Below are 14,850 nucleotides of genomic sequence, written 5' to 3'. Positions count from 1 at the left end.
CAACCATGCCATCATCGTCAGTGACACCGATCTGGCAGCGCTTTGGCGCCGGCTTGCTGGCCGGTTTTGCCCTGGTTGGCGCCTTCTTGTGCCTGCTGGCCTTTTTGTTCGTGCGCCCCGAGTTGGACGTGCGCCCAGGCCCGGCCTGGACGCCGCCGGCCGTGGCCGCAGCGGCCGCGGCGACACTTCCGCCGCCCGCGATCCAGGGCGCCGAGCAGGGATTGGCGGTGGGCCGCTCCGCGCAGGTCATCGCGGCCGCGGCCGTCAACCTGCGGCGCACGCCGGGCTATCTCAACAAACCGGCCGGTGACATCCTGGGCACCGTGCCGCGTGACGCCACCGTGGACATCATCGGCGGCCCGCAGACGGCTGACAACCTCACCTGGTGGCAGGTGCGGGTTTCAGCCGGACGCGAGGGCTGGATGGCCGAGACCCGCGCCAGCGGCGATCTGTTGTTGCAGCCGGCGCCCTGAGGTTGACGCGTCCTGTGACCCAAGCTCTCCGCTCATGACGACCCGCTACCCAATTCCGGCCAGCGAAACCCGCACGGAGGAGATCATCCTGCGTTCGCGCTTCATCACCACGCTGGCGGCTGTGGGCACGCTGGCAGAAGCGCGCGCGTTCGTGGCCCGCGCGCGCACTGAATTTGCCGATGCCAGCCACAACTGCTGGGCTTACGTGGTGGGCGCCCCCGGCTCCACCGCGCAAATTGGCATGAGCGACGACGGCGAACCGGCCGGCGTCGCCGGCAAACCGATGTTGCAGGTGCTGCTGGGCAGCGGGGTGGGTGACATCGGCGCCGTGGTCACGCGCTACTTCGGCGGCGTCAAGCTCGGCACCGGCGGCCTGGTGCGCGCGTACAGTGGCGGCGTCAAGGCGGCCCTGCTGCAGTTGCCGTTGCTTGAAAAAGTCGAGCGCGTGCTGCTGCACGTGACGCTGCCCTACCGCCTGTACCAGCCCCTGGCACGGCTGCTGCCCGCGTTCGAGGCCGAAGTGATCGAGAGCCAGTTTGCCGCCGAGGTCACCTTGAGCGTGAGCCTGCCTGTCGAGCAGGTCAACGACTGCCGCGCCGCCCTGCTCGAGCTCAGCGCCGGCGCCATTCAGGTTGTGGAGTAGGGGCGCACGCTTGTAGCCGACCAGGCCTGGTATTTGTCCTCGAGAACGCCGAGGGCGCGAAATTTGGGTCGGAATTCACGTTAGATTACCCCAAGAAGGAGGCGTTCGTTATGGTTCTAACATTTTCGACATTCTTTCGACGTATGCTATTCCTGGCGCTCGCTGTCGCCTTGTTGCCCCAAGCTGTCATGGCTGTTGTTACCCCCCCCCCCTGCAAATAACTTATAATAACATTGTCGTCCCTCTGTCAGCCGCGTTAACCTCCGTTTCTTTCCCCGGTTCGTCAGATGCAGCACTTTTCAGGCAATCAGTTTTGCTGGCGCAACCGCCGCGACACGGGATTGTGAACGACATCGTACAGTCGGCGTTGGTTGAACATAAGCCACACAGGCTCACCAGCCCCAATGCCCGAAGGTCAATCTCAATCGCAACTCCATTGCAGGAGCACTTACCAGAAAGTGAGCTACTGCCTAACAGCGGCTTTGAATCTGGGCACCAGTATTGGATCGAGATTCCCGCGCAGGGAGTGATCACGCGGTATGAGGAACTCCCTGAGGGTATCACGCCTCATAATGGGAGTTATGTTGCCTGGTTTGGTGGAGCCAACAACTGGAATGATAAGCTCTACCAGGATGTCACGGTGCCTGCCACTGCCAGTAGCGCTATTTTCAGCCTGTGGTATTGGGTCACCACTGAAGAGAGCGCGGTCGGCTACGACAATCTGAACGTTCAACTGGTCAACCCAACTGATGAGAACCAGGTATACGTAGGGGTGTTCACGCGCGACGCGGTGCCGCGTACCACCGGATGGGTTCTGACCAACCGAACGCTGACATCAGACGAATTGGGTGCCATCAGGGGTAGAAGTGTACGCGTGCGCTTACGGGGCCACACGGACGTATCGAACATATCCAGTTTTTTCATTGACGACTCCACGTTTGATGTCCAGACCGCGACGCCGACGCCGCTTCCTACACGTACTGCGACCTGGACAGCCACTTGGACGCCCACGTTCACGCGCACCCCCACGCATACACCCATCCCACCTACCGCGACCTGGACGCCCACGTTCACGCGCACCCCCACGCGCACGCCGATCCCGACCTATACGCGCACCCCCACGCGCACGCCGACTCCAACCTACACGCGCACCCCCACGCGCACGCCGACTCCAACCTACACGCGCACCCGTACTCCGACGGCAACCTATACCCGTACGCCCACCACCACCCCTACGCGTACGCGCACGCCGACGCGCACCCCAACCCCGCCGATAGCGGCTACTCCCACCCGTACGCCCACTAGAACCCCGACCAGGACGCCCACGGCGACTCCACCCCCGCCCCCGTCAGACCGCAAGATCAAGACCGGTATGCACCTGGGCACACAACCCAGCGCACAGTGGAGCGATCCCATGCTGAGCAGGCTGCAGCCGCCCAACGGCAAATGGCCGGCCGCAGTCCTGGTGATCAGCAGCAACCTGTATGAGATCGAGCGCAACGGCGCCTGGTGCAGCATCACCGGCGCACGGGTTAGGAACTCGACTCTCTTCAACTATTTGCGCGCGGCCGCCAACACGGGCGTGAAGGTGATTATTCGCATCCATCCTTCACCGGGAAACTTCATGGATTACGCCATCGCACCACAACCCCATCGTCTGCTAGTGGACCCCACGGCGACCCCGCCAGGGACCAGCGACCTGTGCCATCCTGACGACTATCGCCCCATCGCTGACTTGGCCAGCGAAATGCACTTCATCCATGATCTCAACCAGCAGGGTGGCTGGAGTGAATTCGGCTTCGAGCCGGCCAATGAGCCAAACACCGAGTGGTATTTGCTGGATGGTACCGCAACGGGATTGATAGATATGCAAAGCCCAATTGCCTGGCAGGACATGAGGGACTATTTCAACCACCTGTATGACTATGTACACTCCACGTTTCCAGGCGTTCGTGTCTTGACGCCTTCAATGGCACAAGGCGCTTACGCAGAACCAAGAGAGTTCACCAAATGCACACCTTTGGCGCTTCGAAACACGAACCAGTCTGGTTACGAAGTAATATCCACTACCTATTCGACTTATAACGACGGGTTTGCCTGGCACAACTACTGGCGCCCTGGCAAAGAACTTTGGGACAACAGCTTTTGCCCAACCAACTCCTCTATACCTGCGGGTGATCATGTCTTCCAGTATTTCCCCTCGGCTATGCGCACGAATATCCAGGGCAGCGGCAAGCCCGCCTTCATCACTGAGGCTGATCTCTACTCGCCGTGTCAAGGATGGTATAACCCATTGATGTCAAACAAAGACAATAATGACGATGGGGTGACAGCCTCTAACTCCCTGCGGGCATTTATCATGGCTGAAGCAGGGGCCGACTACGTGATTGCCTGGCTGCTCACGGACGGTCCCAGCGACGCTGCGCAGTGCATTAGTATGGATGATACGGAAATTGCCTGGCATGAAGCCTACCGCGATAACACGGGAGATCGCCCCTGGTTCACCCGTTGGTGGGCTGGTCCCGAGTGAGACCGAGAAGAATTCCGCAATTGGCGATTGATTTGCTCTGATAAGTTCACAGGAGGTCATCATGAACGAGAATTATCTCAGAAGCTGGCTGGCAGGACTTGTGATTGTGGTTGCCATGACCAGCTTGTCTGGATGCCGAGCGCCCGGTACAGGCGATATCGTTTTGCCATCCGGGGCTGTTCCATCGCTTGAGGCCACGACTATTCCGTCAGGAGATGCCCCGGCAACGGCGGTGTCGCTTGACGATGCTACAGGAGTCGCGACAGCCAGTCCGATGCACGAGGTGCGACTGGGGGAAACGAACGAAATCGCCCCTGCACCTTCGCGGCGCTATCGCGTTCGCATGGAAGACCAAAGTAGTGGGGTACAGCGCGGTGTCATGGCCCATAACCACAGCTTGTACTTGCATGACAATGAGACAGGCCAAGAGTTTCGCTTGGGGAACGATAGTGGTCAGGCCGATTTCGAAGCCATGGACGACCAATATCTAGTTTGGCGTTGGTCGCTTTGTGATCCCTGGCCATGTCAGGATCGTGCGCAAGGACTTTATGCCTATGATCTCGCGACCGGCGAACAAGCCTACATCAGATTGGGAATTGATGTTTGGATGTCGAATCAATGGATCATCTTCACCAGTGACGAAGGCGCTGACAAACGTGTGGGACTGCGTGCCTACAACTTGGAGACCGGCGAGGAGATTGTCATTACCAGGGCACGAGCTGCCTTTCTCGGCATCCGCACGATGACGCTCTATCATATCAACGAAGGAATGATTGCTTGGGTGGATTATGACGAAGAAACCGGACAGATGGCCTTAGCTGTATTCGATCTAAGCACGCGCACCAGCCGCATACTCGATATTCCTGAACTATTCGGAAAACACCCCCCTCCCTCCAAGATTCGCGTTTCTCGAACACAGGTTGTATGGCAAGATGAGACGCAACGCGGGTACGATTTGCGATACGACGTAATCTATGCAATCCCAATCATGCCGCCTGGGCTGGAAGATATCTCGGCTGACTACCTCGATCCCATTTTCGTCAGTGGAAACTACGTAACTTGGGGATTGGAGATCAATGGACAAGCTCGTTATTTCATGGCGCCGGTGATCGTAGATGGTGAGGTTCCGCCGTTGCCGTCGCCTCTGCCCACGGCAACGGTGGTGTACCAATCCATCTTTCATGATCTACTGCCGGAGCCCCTGCCAACAGAAACACCGGCGGAGACGCCCACGCCGGAGCCGCCGACTGACACGCCGATACCGACAGATACGTCCATCCCGTCGGCAACCGACACCCCGACGCCCGAACCGGCCAGGTGAGCCGGGCAACCCTGCGCAGAGCCGAACAAACAGGTCGCCTTCGTTACCTGTTTGTTCTCTTGAATTCCATCAGCCGCCTGGTTTGACGGCCCGCGTGGCGATGAACGTTGCCAGGTACTCAGTGAACACCTCATCCGGGCTACGATCCTCGAAAAACCCGGTCAATACAAAGCCGGCCGCAAGCTGCCCACCGATTTGATCGTCCAACGTGTGGCCGAATTCCAGCGGCAAGCCTTGCGCCTGGTAGCGCTGGCGCTCCTCCTCGGTCAAGTCGGTGAGATCAGAGTAGGGCAGGCGGTGGCGCACCTTGAAGATGCCCTGGTCGGCCAACTCGGCGTCGAATAGATAGCGCAGCGGGTTGTTGAAGCCGGCCAGCAACGCGCCGCCCGGCCGCAGCACACGGTAGCACTCACGCCAGACCGGGCGCACGGCCGGCGCAAAACAGTTGGAGACCGGGTGGAAGATCAGATCGAACGATTCAGCGGCAAACGCAGAGAGATCGGCCATATCGCCCTGCACCGTGCGGATGGCAAGCCCCTCCCGCTCAGCCACCTCGCGATCGCGCGCCAACTGCGCGGGCGAGTTGTCGAAGACCGTCACCTGCGCGCCGGCCGCGGCCAGGATCGGCCCCTGCTGTCCGCCGCCCGACGCCAGGCAGAGGACATCGAGGCCGCTGAGCGGATCCGGAAACCATGACCTGGGCACCGGAATGGTGGGCGTTAGCACGATCGTCCAGCGCCCCTGTCGCGCTTCCGCAATCACCTCCGCGCTGAAGGGCACCGTCCAGGGATTGCCCTGCTCTACCTGTTGATTCCACGCCTGCCGATTGTACGCCACAACGTCCATCGTTGCCTCCTATTGACGGTTCTGGATATCAGCCCTATCTTACTCGATCACCGTGTTACCGTGCAAGCTCTTGCATCATCGCAGGGACGCCACGGCACGAAGACGCCACGGCGCCAAGACACCATAGCCCTTTGCGGCCTTTGCGTCTCCGCGTCTTTGCGTTTCGTTCCTCTGGAGCTCTCTGGAACGTATAGAAAGGTTTGCAGCCGGGGGCGATTTGACAAGCGTTGAGCGGTGGCATACTATGGCCTCGATTGGCATCTACCTGGCCGAACCGGCGCCCAAAGGCATGCACGCATCCCCGCCGTCAGACCATGATCGAGGAGAAAATAAAGCGTGAGTCAAGCCAACCCCAAGCCCACAACGGGCGTGCGCAGTCTGCCCCGCAACGTCTGGGCGGTCAGCATCACCAGTTTCCTGATGGACATCTCCAGCGAGATGGTCATCAACCTGCTGCCGCTCTTCTTATCCAACGTGCTCGGCGTCAAAACCAACATCATTGGCCTGATCGAAGGGGTGGCCGAAGCCACGGCCAGCCTGCTCAAGCTCTTCTCCGGTTGGCTGTCCGATCGCCTGCGCGCGCGCAAGTGGTTGGCGGTGGCCGGCTATGGCATCTCGGCCCTCTCCAAGCCCTTTTTCTATCTCGCGACCGGGTGGGGGGCCGTGGCCGGTGCGCGCTGGGCCGATCGGGTCGGCAAAGGCGTGCGCACCGCGCCGCGCGATGCCCTGGTGGCCGATTCCGTCACCCCCGCGCAACGCGGCCTGGCTTTCGGCTTTCACCGCGCCGCCGACACGGCCGGGGCCGTATTGGGACTCAGCATTGCGCTGCTCGTCGTCTGGCTGGCACAGTCTGGCAGCGTCGGCTTGACCGCCGCGACGTTTCGCACCCTGGTGCTCATCAGCCTGATCCCGGCCGGCCTGGCGGTGATTACCCTGGCCTTTGGGGCCACCGATGTGCCGGTCACAGGCGCGGCGAAGGCGCCTGCGCTGGGCTTCAAGGGCCTGGGTCGGCCCTTTCTGCTCTTCATGCTCGTCGTCGGCATCTTCGACCTGGGCAACTCCTCGGACGCCTTCCTGGTGCTGCGCGCACAAGAGCGTGGCCTCAGCGTGCTCGGCGTGCTCGGCATGCTCATCACCTTCAACCTGATCTACACCCTGATCTCAACCCCGGCTGGCGCTTTGTCTGACCGCATCGGGCGACGGCGCCTGCTCATCGGGGGCTGGCTGGTCTATGCGCTGATCTACCTCGGCTTTGGCCTGGCGCAGGCGGCCTGGCACATCTGGGCGTTGTATGCCGTCTACGGTTTTTATTACGGCATGGCCTATGGCACAGCCAAGGCCCTGGTGGCCGACCTGGCGCCAGCCCATCTGCGCGGCGCCGCCTTTGGCGCCTACAGCGCCGTGCTCGGTATTTTGGATTTACCGGCCTCCCTCATCGCCGGCATCCTCTGGCAAGGGGTCGGCAGTTGGGCGGGTTTCGGCCCGACAGCCCCGTTTCTTTTTGGCGCGGCCATGGCCCTGATCGCGGCCATCGCCATGATCTTCGTCCCCCGCGGGCAGCAGGAGGTGAGTCATGTCTGAGTCATTCTTGATCTATGGCGCCACCGGCTACACCGGCCGCTTGATCGCCGGACTGGCGGTTGCACAAAGCCTGCGCCCGTTGCTGGCCGGACGTTCGGCCGCCGCCCTGGCCACCCTGGCGGGCGAACTTGGGCTTGATTACCGGGTGGCGCCGCTGGCCGATGCGGCCGCGCTGGACGCCGCGCTGGCCGGCGTTGCCGCGGTGTTGCACGCGGCCGGCCCCTTTGCGCACACCGCGCAGCCGATGGTGGACGCCTGCCTGCGCAACCGCGTCCACTACCTGGACATCACCGGCGAAATTGCCGTCTTCGAGGCGCTGGCGCGGCGCTCGGCTGAGGCGCAGGCGGCAGGCATCAGCCTACTGCCCGGCGTCGGCTTCGATGTCGTGCCTACTGACTGCCTGGCCGCGCACCTCCACGCCCGGCTGCCCGGCGCCACCCACCTGGCGCTGGCCTTTCGCAGCGTCGGCAGCACCTGGTCACGCGGCACCCTGCGCACCATGCTCGAGGATATTGACCGCTTGGGCGCCATCCGCGAACAGGGCAAGATTCGTCGCGTGCCCGCGGCCTGGAAGACCCGCGCTGTTGATTTCGGCCGCGGCCCGGTGACGTGCGTCACCATTCCCTGGGGCGACGTAGCCACCGCTTTCTACAGCACCGGCATCCCCAACATCGAGGTCTATGGCGTCTTTCCGCCCGCGGCGCGCCGGCTGCTGCTTGCCAGCCGTTGGGTGGGCGGTCTGTTGGCCGCGGCGCCCATGCAGCGCGTGCTCAAGCTCGCGATCGGCGCGGGCGCGCCGGGGCCAAGCGCCGATCAGCGCAGTCAGGGTTTCAGCCTGGTGTGGGGCGAGGTGCGCGACGATCAGGGCCAGGCGCGGGTGTCGCGGCTGCGCACGCCGGAGGGCTACCAACTCACCGCGCTGACCAGCCTGGCGGCCGTGCAGCGTGTGCTGGCCGGCGGCATCCCCAGCGGTTTTCAGACGCCATCGCTGGCGTTTGGCGCAGACTTCATCATGCAGATGGCGGGCGTCACGCGCACCGACCTGGCGTAACGCGCACCGACCTGGCGTGAAAGTCCACCGCTTTTTCATCGTGCTCGATCCCAGCCCGCGCAAGTGGGCTTCGCAGCCGTTGCAGCGACTTGCAGTCGCCCGGCGAAATGCACCCATCGTCATCATGTTGACAGGTCGCAGACAGACGAGTAAAATCAGTTTCAAGATCGTCCCCGGTTGCACTCGACGAGGAGATGCCATGACACGTGATGATGCCCGTCTGCAGCGGCAGCTTGAGGTGGAGCGCAGGTGCCTGCAGGAAGAAATCGCCCACTACGAAGTTCAGGTGCGCAACCACAATCCGGGCCTGGGCAACCACATGGCCGATGATGCCACGGACGCGTTCGATCAGGCCGCGGCGTTGACGATGAACGGATCGCACAATCGCGCCCTGACAGACGTGGATCGTGCGCTGGCGCGCCTGGAGGCCGGCACCTACGGCTTTTGTGAGCGCTGCGGCGAGCCGATTGACTTTGCCCGCCTCAAGGCCCTGCCCTCCGCCAGCCTGTGCATACGCTGCCAGGTGCGTGCCGAGCAATGATGACTGACATGACGCTCGACGACGAACTCGAACCAACCGTCCTCACCGTTGACAGGAGCGGCGAACGCCTGGACAAGTGGCTCACCGCCGCGTTGCCGGAGCAGTCGCGTTCGGTCATTCAACGCTGGATCGAAGGACGCCGCGTGACCATCGCGGGCAGCATCGTCAAGGCCAGCTACCGCGTGCAGGCCCGCGACGTGGTGCAGATTGACATTCCGCCGGTGGCGCCCGCAACCCTGGAGCCGGAAGACATCCCATTGACCATCGTCTACGAAGATGCCGACGTGATCCTGGTGGACAAGCCGGCCGGCCTGGTGGTGCATCCGGCGCCCGGCCACCCCAGCGGTACACTGGTCAACGCGATTCTCTTTCACGTGCCTGATCTGGCCGGCATCGGTGGCGAAGTGCGCCCCGGCATTGTCCATCGTCTGGACAAAGACACCTCCGGCCTGGTCCTCGTCGCCAAGAACGAGAAGGCCCTGCGCGAGCTGCAGCGCCAATTCAAAGAACGGCTGGTACACAAGGTCTACCTGGCGCTGCTTGATGGCATTCTGACGCCACGCCAGGGCACGATCGAAGCGCCCATTGGCCGTGATCCCCGCAATCGCCAGCGCATGGCCGTCATCACCGGGCAGGAGAGCAAGCACGCGCGGCCAGCCGTGACCCATTACCGGGTACGCGACTACTACAACGGCTTCACCCTGGTGGAGGCCGAGCCGCACACCGGCCGCACGCACCAGATTCGCGTGCATTTTCAGTTCATTGGCTTTCCACTGCTGGCGGATGCCATCTACGGGCACCGCAAGCCACGCCTGGCCTGTCCGCGCCATTTTCTCCACGCCCACATCCTCGGTTTCCAGCGCCCATCCGATGGCGTCTATGTCGAGTGTACCTCCCCGCTGCCGGCCGACCTGCAGGCTGTGCTCGACACGCTGGCCGCATGAATCACGCTGCTGCGCGACCCTCGGTGTCAATGTGGGCATGAACTCCACCTCCATCTCTACCTCCACCGAACCTTTGACCGGGCGCCTGCGTGACGTTTTCCTCGTCTTCCTCAAGCTGGGCTTGACCGCGTTCGGCGGCCCGGCCGCGCATGTCGGCCTGTTTCACGACGAAATCGTGCGCCGCCGGCGCTGGCTGAACGATCAGGAGTTTCTGGATCTCCTCGGCGCCACCAATTTGATCCCAGGGCCAAACTCGACCGAGATGGCCATCCACGTGGGACGGCTGCGCGCCGGCTGGCTGGGGCTGATTGCCGGCGGGGTTGGGTTCATCTTGCCCGCGATGCTGTTGGTGATGGCGCTGGCCGCGGCCTATGTTCGTTTTGGCGCCACGCCTCAAGTCAACTGGCTCCTGCTGGGCATCAAGCCGGTCATCATCGCGATCATCGCGCAGGCGCTGTGGGCCTTGGGCCAAAAGGCGTTGACCGACCGGGTGACGATGGCCGCGGCCGGATTGGCGCTGGCGCTGGCCCTGGTGGGCGTCAACGAATTGGCGCTTCTCTTCGGCATCACCCTGGCCGTCATGCTGATTCGCAACTGGCGTTTTTGGCCTCGTGCGGCCGGCGCGCTGGCCCTGCCCTGGGGCCTGAGCTGGATGGTCGCGGCCGGCGCGGCGCCATTCACGCTGGCGCGCCTCTTCCTGACCTTCCTGAAGATCGGCTCGGTGCTCTATGGCAGCGGCTACGTGCTGTTCGCCTTCGTGCGCGCCGATTTCGTGCTGCGTCTGGGTTGGTTGAGCGACCGCCAGTTGATTGATGCGATTGCCGTGGGCCAGGTGACGCCGGGGCCGCTTTTCACCACGGCCACATTCATCGGCTATCTGCTGGGCGGCGCGGTCGGCGCGGTTCTGGCCACGGTGGGCATCTTCCTGCCGGCCTTCATCTTTGTGGCGATCAGCGGCCCGCTCATCCCGCGGCTGCGGACTTCGCCCTGGGCCGGCGCGCTGTTGGACGGCGCCAACGCCGCCTCGCTGGGCCTGATGGCCGCGGTGACCTGGCAACTGGCGCGCGCCGCGTTCAGCGACTGGTTTACGGTCGGCCTGGGCCTGCTGTCCGCGCTGCTGCTCCTGCGCTTTCGCATTCCCACAACCTGGCTGTTGCTCGGCGGCGCGGCCGCCGGGCTGGGGATGATGCTGGCGAGGTAGTTGGCCTACGCGGCGCGGGCGAGGATCCAGGAGACGGCTGCGCTGAGATCGTCTACGACCGGGCAGATGGCGTGGGTTTGGGTGTCGAGCAGGGCTTCGTGGCCGCGGCCGCGGCCGGTGCGCACGAGCAAGGGTTGCACGCCCGCGGCCAGGGCCGCTTCCAGGTCGGTGATGGCGTCGCCGACGAGAAATGAGCGGCCCAGGTCGAGTTCGAGCGCGGCCGCGGCCTGCAAAAGCATGCCGGGCAGCGGTTTGCGACAGTCGCAGCCCTCGTTGGGCCGATGCGGGCAGACGTAGATGGCATCGAGCTGACCGCCGGCCTTCTCGATGATGGCCTGCAGGCGCTGATGAATGTCGTCCAGGGTGGCCGGGGGCAGCAAGCCACGGTTGACCGCCGACTGATTGGTGACGACCACCACGGCGAAGGGGGTGGCACGCAGGGTTTGCAAAGCCGTCAACGCGCCCGGCAGGAGTTCCACCTCTGCCCACGACTTGACATAGTCATGACGGTTTTGGACGATGACGCCGTCGCGATCGAGGAAGATGGCCGGGCGGCGACCGTTGACGGGTTGGCCGGCCGTCATGCCACGGCGCCGTTGCGAGAAGGCTTGAGCGGCTGCACCCCGATCATCGCCGGCGCCGCGTTGACCGCCAGGTCTGGCTCGGCGGCAATGGCACGGCGCAGCGTCACCGTCAGGGTGTGGCACAGGATCATGTGCGCATCCTCCACCTGTTCCATGCAGCGGCTGGGCACATGCAGGCCCAGGTCAGCCAACGGCTGCAGCTTGCCGCCATCGAAGCCGGTGATGCCCACGGTGATGGCGCCGTGGGCCTGCGCCACCTCCACCGCCCGCAGCACGTTGGGCGAATTGCCGCTGCCGCTGATGGCAACCAGCACCGCGCCCGGCTCCACGAAGTTGACCACCTGTTCGGCCAGTGCGTATTCGTAAGCGGTATCGTTGCTCCAGGCCATCAACAGCGCGGTGTTGTCCACCAACCCCAGCGCGCGGAAACGACGCTTGCCGGCCACGTTGGTTCCTTTGTTCAGATCATTGACGAAGTGCGAGGCAGTGGCCGCGCTGCCGCCGTTGCCGCAAACGAAGACCGGATGCCCGCCCCGCCAGGCGCCCAGCAGGGCCTCAACCACGGCAGGCACGGCGGCCACCGGTAAATCGTTCATCAGGGCCTGAACGTCTGCCACATACTGTGCAGCCTGGCTCTGAACAGTTCGAACACCTTGTAAGTCGTTCATGTTGGATAATCCTCCTCGGACAGGGGAAGCTGTGCTTTGGCGCGTTCGCCGCGCAGGATACGGACGATGGTCTGGATCAGGATTTGCAGATCCATCCAGATGGTCCAATTGCGAATGTAATAGTTGGTCAGGCGCATCTCTTCATCGAAACTGCGCTCGCCGCCCACCGCCCACGGCCCGGTAATGCCGGGTTTGATCGTCAGCAGGTTGGCCAGGGTTGGCTCGACCAGGATGTTCTTGCTGTGCGCAATGGTGCGGGGACCAATCAGGCTCATGTGCCCGCTCAGGATGTTAATCAATTGCGGCAACTTGTCAAGCCCCAGGCGGAGGATGAAAGCGGCGAGGGGGTGGGGGGTGGGGCGGCCAAAGCGGGTGTTGAACTTGTAGGTGATGAAGGAACTGCCGCGTGCGCCCCAGACCTTGTGGCGTTCCAGGATTGGTTCGGAGGTGGACAGGCGAATGGCGACGGCCAGCAGCAGGGCCAGCGGCGCCAGCACGATCGCGGCCAGCAGTCCGAGCCCGAAATCGAGCGCCGCTTTGAACAGGGCATCGAAGCCGGTCAGGCGCATCTTGTTGACGCGCAGCAAGGGCACGAAATCGCGATAACTGACCTCCACGCTGGTGGCCAGGATGTCGTAGTAGCCAGGTGAGAGCAGAATATCAAAGCGGCTGGGTGCGGTCGCCTGCTGCATCAGGTTCTGGAACGTTTCCCAGGCCACGGCCGTGGACACGACGATGACCTCCCTGACATCGTAGCGCCGGGCCACCTCGTGCAGCATGGCCGGCGTGCCCAGCACCTCCAACGCGTTGCCGCGGGCCGCTTCACCCACGCGGGCGCCCAGGGGCAGGAAGTCGTCCAGAAAGCCAACGACCTCAAGGCGCGCGCCGGGCGCGGTGCGGAACTGGTTGGCCAGCGCCTGTCCGTGGGTGTTGGCGCCGATGATGAGGACGCGGGTGATGAAGCGCCCACGCCCGCGCACGAAGACGATGATGCGGCGCACCACGAAGCGGGCCAGACTGACGAAGGCGATGGACAAGACCCAGGCCAGCAGCAGCCAGCCGCGCGCGGGCAAGGCTGAGCCAGGGCTGGTGAACACGGCCGCTAACACCAGCGCCAGCAGTCCATAGGTGCAGGCGGTTGCCACCTTGAAGTACTCCTGCAAGCCTTCCAGGAGCAGGCGGGTATCATAGAGCCGATGCAGGCCCAGGATGAGCAGCCACAGCGGGATGGAGAGCAGACTGGAGCGCACGTACTCATCGAGGGAACTGAAATTGCGCGCCGGCAGCCAGCCGCTCTCGACGCGCACGTAGTAGGCCGCCATCAGCGCGGCCCCAATCATGAGGGCATCCAGCACGATCAGGATGAAAACCAGGAGGGTACGTTCACGACGTGACATGGCTCTATTCTCGGTGCAGACGGGTGCGGTGGCGCACATGTGCGAGGGGTGAATCGAGCTGCAGGCCGCTGTTCATGAGCACCTGGGCGCCGTTGAGATCGAAGCGAAAATCCATGCGCTGTAAGCCCAGCGCGCCCAGGGCCTCGGTCACGCGCCCCTGGTGCGACTCAGGGCAGTAGAGCATGAGAAAGCCGCCGCCACCGGCGCCGGTGATCTTGCCGCCGCTGGCGCCGCAGGCACGTGCTTGCGCGTAGCTTTCGTCAATGCGCTCATTGGAAACGCCCGGTGCAAAGCGCTTCTTCGCTTGCCAGTTTTGATCCAACAGATCGCCGAAGGCGTCTAACTTGCCCTGTTCCAGGCACACTTTGACCTCGGCGGTCAGCGCCTTGACGCTGTGCAGCGCGGCGATCACCTGGGCGTCATCCTGTTTGCTCGACTGGCTCTGCTTGCTCAGTATTTCGGCCGAGTTGCGTGAGCTGCCCGTGAAAAAGAGCATCAAGCTGCGCTGCAGGCGCTGCCAGGTGTCATGGGACAGGGAGAGCGGCGTCACCTGGACGCGATCTGCCTGAAATTCGATATAATTGATGCCGCCAAACGCCGACGCGTACTGATCCTGCTTGCCGATCGGCATCCCCAGTTTGTGCAGTTCGATATGGCACGCCTCTTCGGCAATCTCTTGCTTGCTCATGGTCCAGCCGCAGGCCGCGCTGACCGCTTTGACCAGGGCCACCGTGACTGCGCTCGATGAGCCGAGGCCGGTGCCGGGCGGTATTTCGGAGGCCAGGAACATGGACAGGCCGTGGGTCACACCAAAATGATGCAGCACCGCCCGCGGCAGACTCAGCGAGCCGTCGCTCATCAGTTCCGAGTCACGGTCGTGACGATAGAAGGTCTGGTAGTCGGAAGAGGTGATCTGCAGGGTATCGCTGTCGTTGACGTTGAGTACGACATAGAAATAGCGGTTGATCGCCGTGTTGATGACGGCGCCGCCGTAACGCAGATAGTAGGCTGGCAGATCGGTGCCGCCGCCCGCCAGGCTGATGCGCACCGGTGAACGAGCAATCAACATA

14 protein-coding genes are annotated in these 14,850 nt (G+C 63.2%); 9 read left to right on the top strand and 5 right to left on the bottom strand.

From position 1 onward, the window contains the following. Positions 1 to 5: 5 nt before the first annotated feature. From IPM84_26680 to IPM84_26665, 4 genes are all read left to right on the top strand, one after another. Positions 6 to 473: an SH3 domain-containing protein gene (locus IPM84_26680; protein ID MBK9096278.1), complete on the top strand. Its 468-nt coding sequence runs from the start codon at positions 6 to 8 to the stop codon at positions 471 to 473. Positions 474 to 507: 34 nt separating this feature from the next. Further along, complete coding sequence (locus IPM84_26675) at positions 508 to 1,116, top strand: YigZ family protein (protein MBK9096277.1); 609 nt, start codon at positions 508 to 510, stop codon at positions 1,114 to 1,116. A gap of 640 nt (positions 1,117 to 1,756) precedes the next feature. Further along, positions 1,757 to 3,646 (top strand): hypothetical protein, encoded by a 1,890-nt coding sequence (locus IPM84_26670; protein MBK9096276.1) that lies wholly within the window; start codon positions 1,757 to 1,759, stop codon positions 3,644 to 3,646. A 61-nt stretch (positions 3,647 to 3,707) separates the two neighbouring features. Further along, positions 3,708 to 4,967 (top strand): hypothetical protein, encoded by a 1,260-nt coding sequence (locus IPM84_26665; GenBank protein ID MBK9096275.1) that lies wholly within the window; start codon positions 3,708 to 3,710, stop codon positions 4,965 to 4,967. Between the two features lie 69 nt (positions 4,968 to 5,036). Here the strand turns inward: IPM84_26665 and IPM84_26660 are convergent, their stop codons facing one another. Then, positions 5,037 to 5,813, bottom strand: a complete 777-nt coding sequence (locus IPM84_26660) for a class I SAM-dependent methyltransferase (protein ID MBK9096274.1) — start codon at positions 5,811 to 5,813, stop codon at positions 5,037 to 5,039. Positions 5,814 to 6,233: 420 nt separating this feature from the next. Between IPM84_26660 and IPM84_26655 the strand changes: the two genes are divergently transcribed. The 5 genes from IPM84_26655 to chrA all read left to right on the top strand — a co-directional run bounded on the left by IPM84_26655 (position 6,234) and on the right by chrA (position 11,131). Continuing rightward, positions 6,234 to 7,394, top strand: coding sequence for an MFS transporter (locus IPM84_26655; GenBank protein MBK9096273.1), 1,161 nt, complete (start codon positions 6,234 to 6,236; stop codon positions 7,392 to 7,394). Beyond that, entirely contained in the window at positions 7,387 to 8,445 is a 1,059-nt protein-coding gene (locus IPM84_26650; GenBank protein ID MBK9096272.1) for a saccharopine dehydrogenase NADP-binding domain-containing protein, read from the top strand. The genes IPM84_26655 and IPM84_26650 overlap by 8 nt, the downstream gene beginning before the upstream one ends. A 199-nt stretch (positions 8,446 to 8,644) precedes the next feature. Next, positions 8,645 to 8,986 carry a TraR/DksA family transcriptional regulator gene (locus IPM84_26645; GenBank protein MBK9096271.1) on the top strand — a complete coding sequence of 114 codons (342 nt, stop codon included), beginning with the start codon at positions 8,645 to 8,647 and terminating at the stop codon, positions 8,984 to 8,986. Continuing rightward, a complete protein-coding gene (locus IPM84_26640) occupies positions 8,986 to 9,930 on the top strand; it encodes an RluA family pseudouridine synthase (GenBank protein MBK9096270.1) in 945 nt (314 codons plus the stop codon). Before IPM84_26645 ends, IPM84_26640 begins: the two co-directional genes overlap by 1 nt. A 37-nt stretch (positions 9,931 to 9,967) precedes the next feature. After that, positions 9,968 to 11,131 (top strand): chromate efflux transporter, encoded by a 1,164-nt coding sequence (chrA, locus tag IPM84_26635; protein MBK9096269.1) that lies wholly within the window; start codon positions 9,968 to 9,970, stop codon positions 11,129 to 11,131. A 5-nt stretch (positions 11,132 to 11,136) separates the two neighbouring features. Here chrA and gmhB read toward each other — a convergent pair whose 3' ends face one another. The 4 genes from gmhB to IPM84_26615 are packed head-to-tail and all read right to left on the bottom strand — an operon-like array spanning position 11,137 to position 14,849. After that, entirely contained in the window at positions 11,137 to 11,715 is a 579-nt protein-coding gene (gene gmhB, locus IPM84_26630) for a D-glycero-beta-D-manno-heptose 1,7-bisphosphate 7-phosphatase (GenBank protein ID MBK9096268.1), read from the bottom strand. Continuing rightward, on the bottom strand, positions 11,712 to 12,383 hold the full coding sequence (locus tag IPM84_26625) for an SIS domain-containing protein (GenBank protein MBK9096267.1): 672 nt from the start codon (positions 12,381 to 12,383) through the stop codon (positions 11,712 to 11,714). Before IPM84_26625 ends, gmhB begins: the two co-directional genes overlap by 4 nt. Continuing rightward, positions 12,380 to 13,780: a sugar transferase gene (locus IPM84_26620; protein ID MBK9096266.1), complete on the bottom strand. Its 1,401-nt coding sequence runs from the start codon at positions 13,778 to 13,780 to the stop codon at positions 12,380 to 12,382. Before IPM84_26620 ends, IPM84_26625 begins: the two co-directional genes overlap by 4 nt. A 4-nt stretch (positions 13,781 to 13,784) precedes the next feature. Next, entirely contained in the window at positions 13,785 to 14,849 is a 1,065-nt protein-coding gene (locus tag IPM84_26615) for a GHMP kinase (protein MBK9096265.1), read from the bottom strand. Position 14,850: the final 1 nt, after the last annotated feature.

Origin of the sequence: Candidatus Amarolinea dominans (genome assembly GCA_016719785.1) — a bacterium.
Taxonomy (GTDB): domain Bacteria; phylum Chloroflexota; class Anaerolineae; order SSC4; family Amarolineaceae; genus Amarolinea; species Amarolinea dominans.
The sequence above is the reverse complement of the archived record's forward strand: the minus strand, read 5'-3'. Positions and strand labels throughout refer to the sequence as shown.

Excerpts from the sequence above, each read along its gene's own strand:
- IPM84_26680 (MBK9096278.1), top strand. The coding sequence starts at position 6 with ATGCCATCATCGTCAGTGACACCGATCTGGCAGCGCTTTGGCGCCGGC.
- IPM84_26675 (MBK9096277.1), top strand. The coding sequence starts at position 508 with ATGACGACCCGCTACCCAATTCCGGCCAGCGAAACCCGCACGGAGGAG.
- IPM84_26665 (MBK9096275.1), top strand. The coding sequence starts at position 3,708 with ATGAACGAGAATTATCTCAGAAGCTGGCTGGCAGGACTTGTGATTGTG.
- IPM84_26660 (MBK9096274.1), bottom strand. The coding sequence starts at position 5,813 with ATGGACGTTGTGGCGTACAATCGGCAGGCGTGGAATCAACAGGTAGAG.
- IPM84_26655 (MBK9096273.1), top strand. The coding sequence starts at position 6,234 with ATGGACATCTCCAGCGAGATGGTCATCAACCTGCTGCCGCTCTTCTTA.
- IPM84_26650 (MBK9096272.1), top strand. The coding sequence starts at position 7,387 with ATGTCTGAGTCATTCTTGATCTATGGCGCCACCGGCTACACCGGCCGC.
- IPM84_26645 (MBK9096271.1), top strand. The coding sequence starts at position 8,645 with ATGACACGTGATGATGCCCGTCTGCAGCGGCAGCTTGAGGTGGAGCGC.
- IPM84_26640 (MBK9096270.1), top strand. The coding sequence starts at position 8,986 with ATGACTGACATGACGCTCGACGACGAACTCGAACCAACCGTCCTCACC.
- chrA (MBK9096269.1), top strand. The coding sequence starts at position 9,968 with ATGAACTCCACCTCCATCTCTACCTCCACCGAACCTTTGACCGGGCGC.
- gmhB (MBK9096268.1), bottom strand. The coding sequence starts at position 11,715 with ATGACGGCCGGCCAACCCGTCAACGGTCGCCGCCCGGCCATCTTCCTC.
- IPM84_26625 (MBK9096267.1), bottom strand. The coding sequence starts at position 12,383 with ATGAACGACTTACAAGGTGTTCGAACTGTTCAGAGCCAGGCTGCACAG.
- IPM84_26620 (MBK9096266.1), bottom strand. The coding sequence starts at position 13,780 with ATGTCACGTCGTGAACGTACCCTCCTGGTTTTCATCCTGATCGTGCTG.
- IPM84_26615 (MBK9096265.1), bottom strand. The coding sequence starts at position 14,849 with ATGTTGATTGCTCGTTCACCGGTGCGCATCAGCCTGGCGGGCGGCGGC.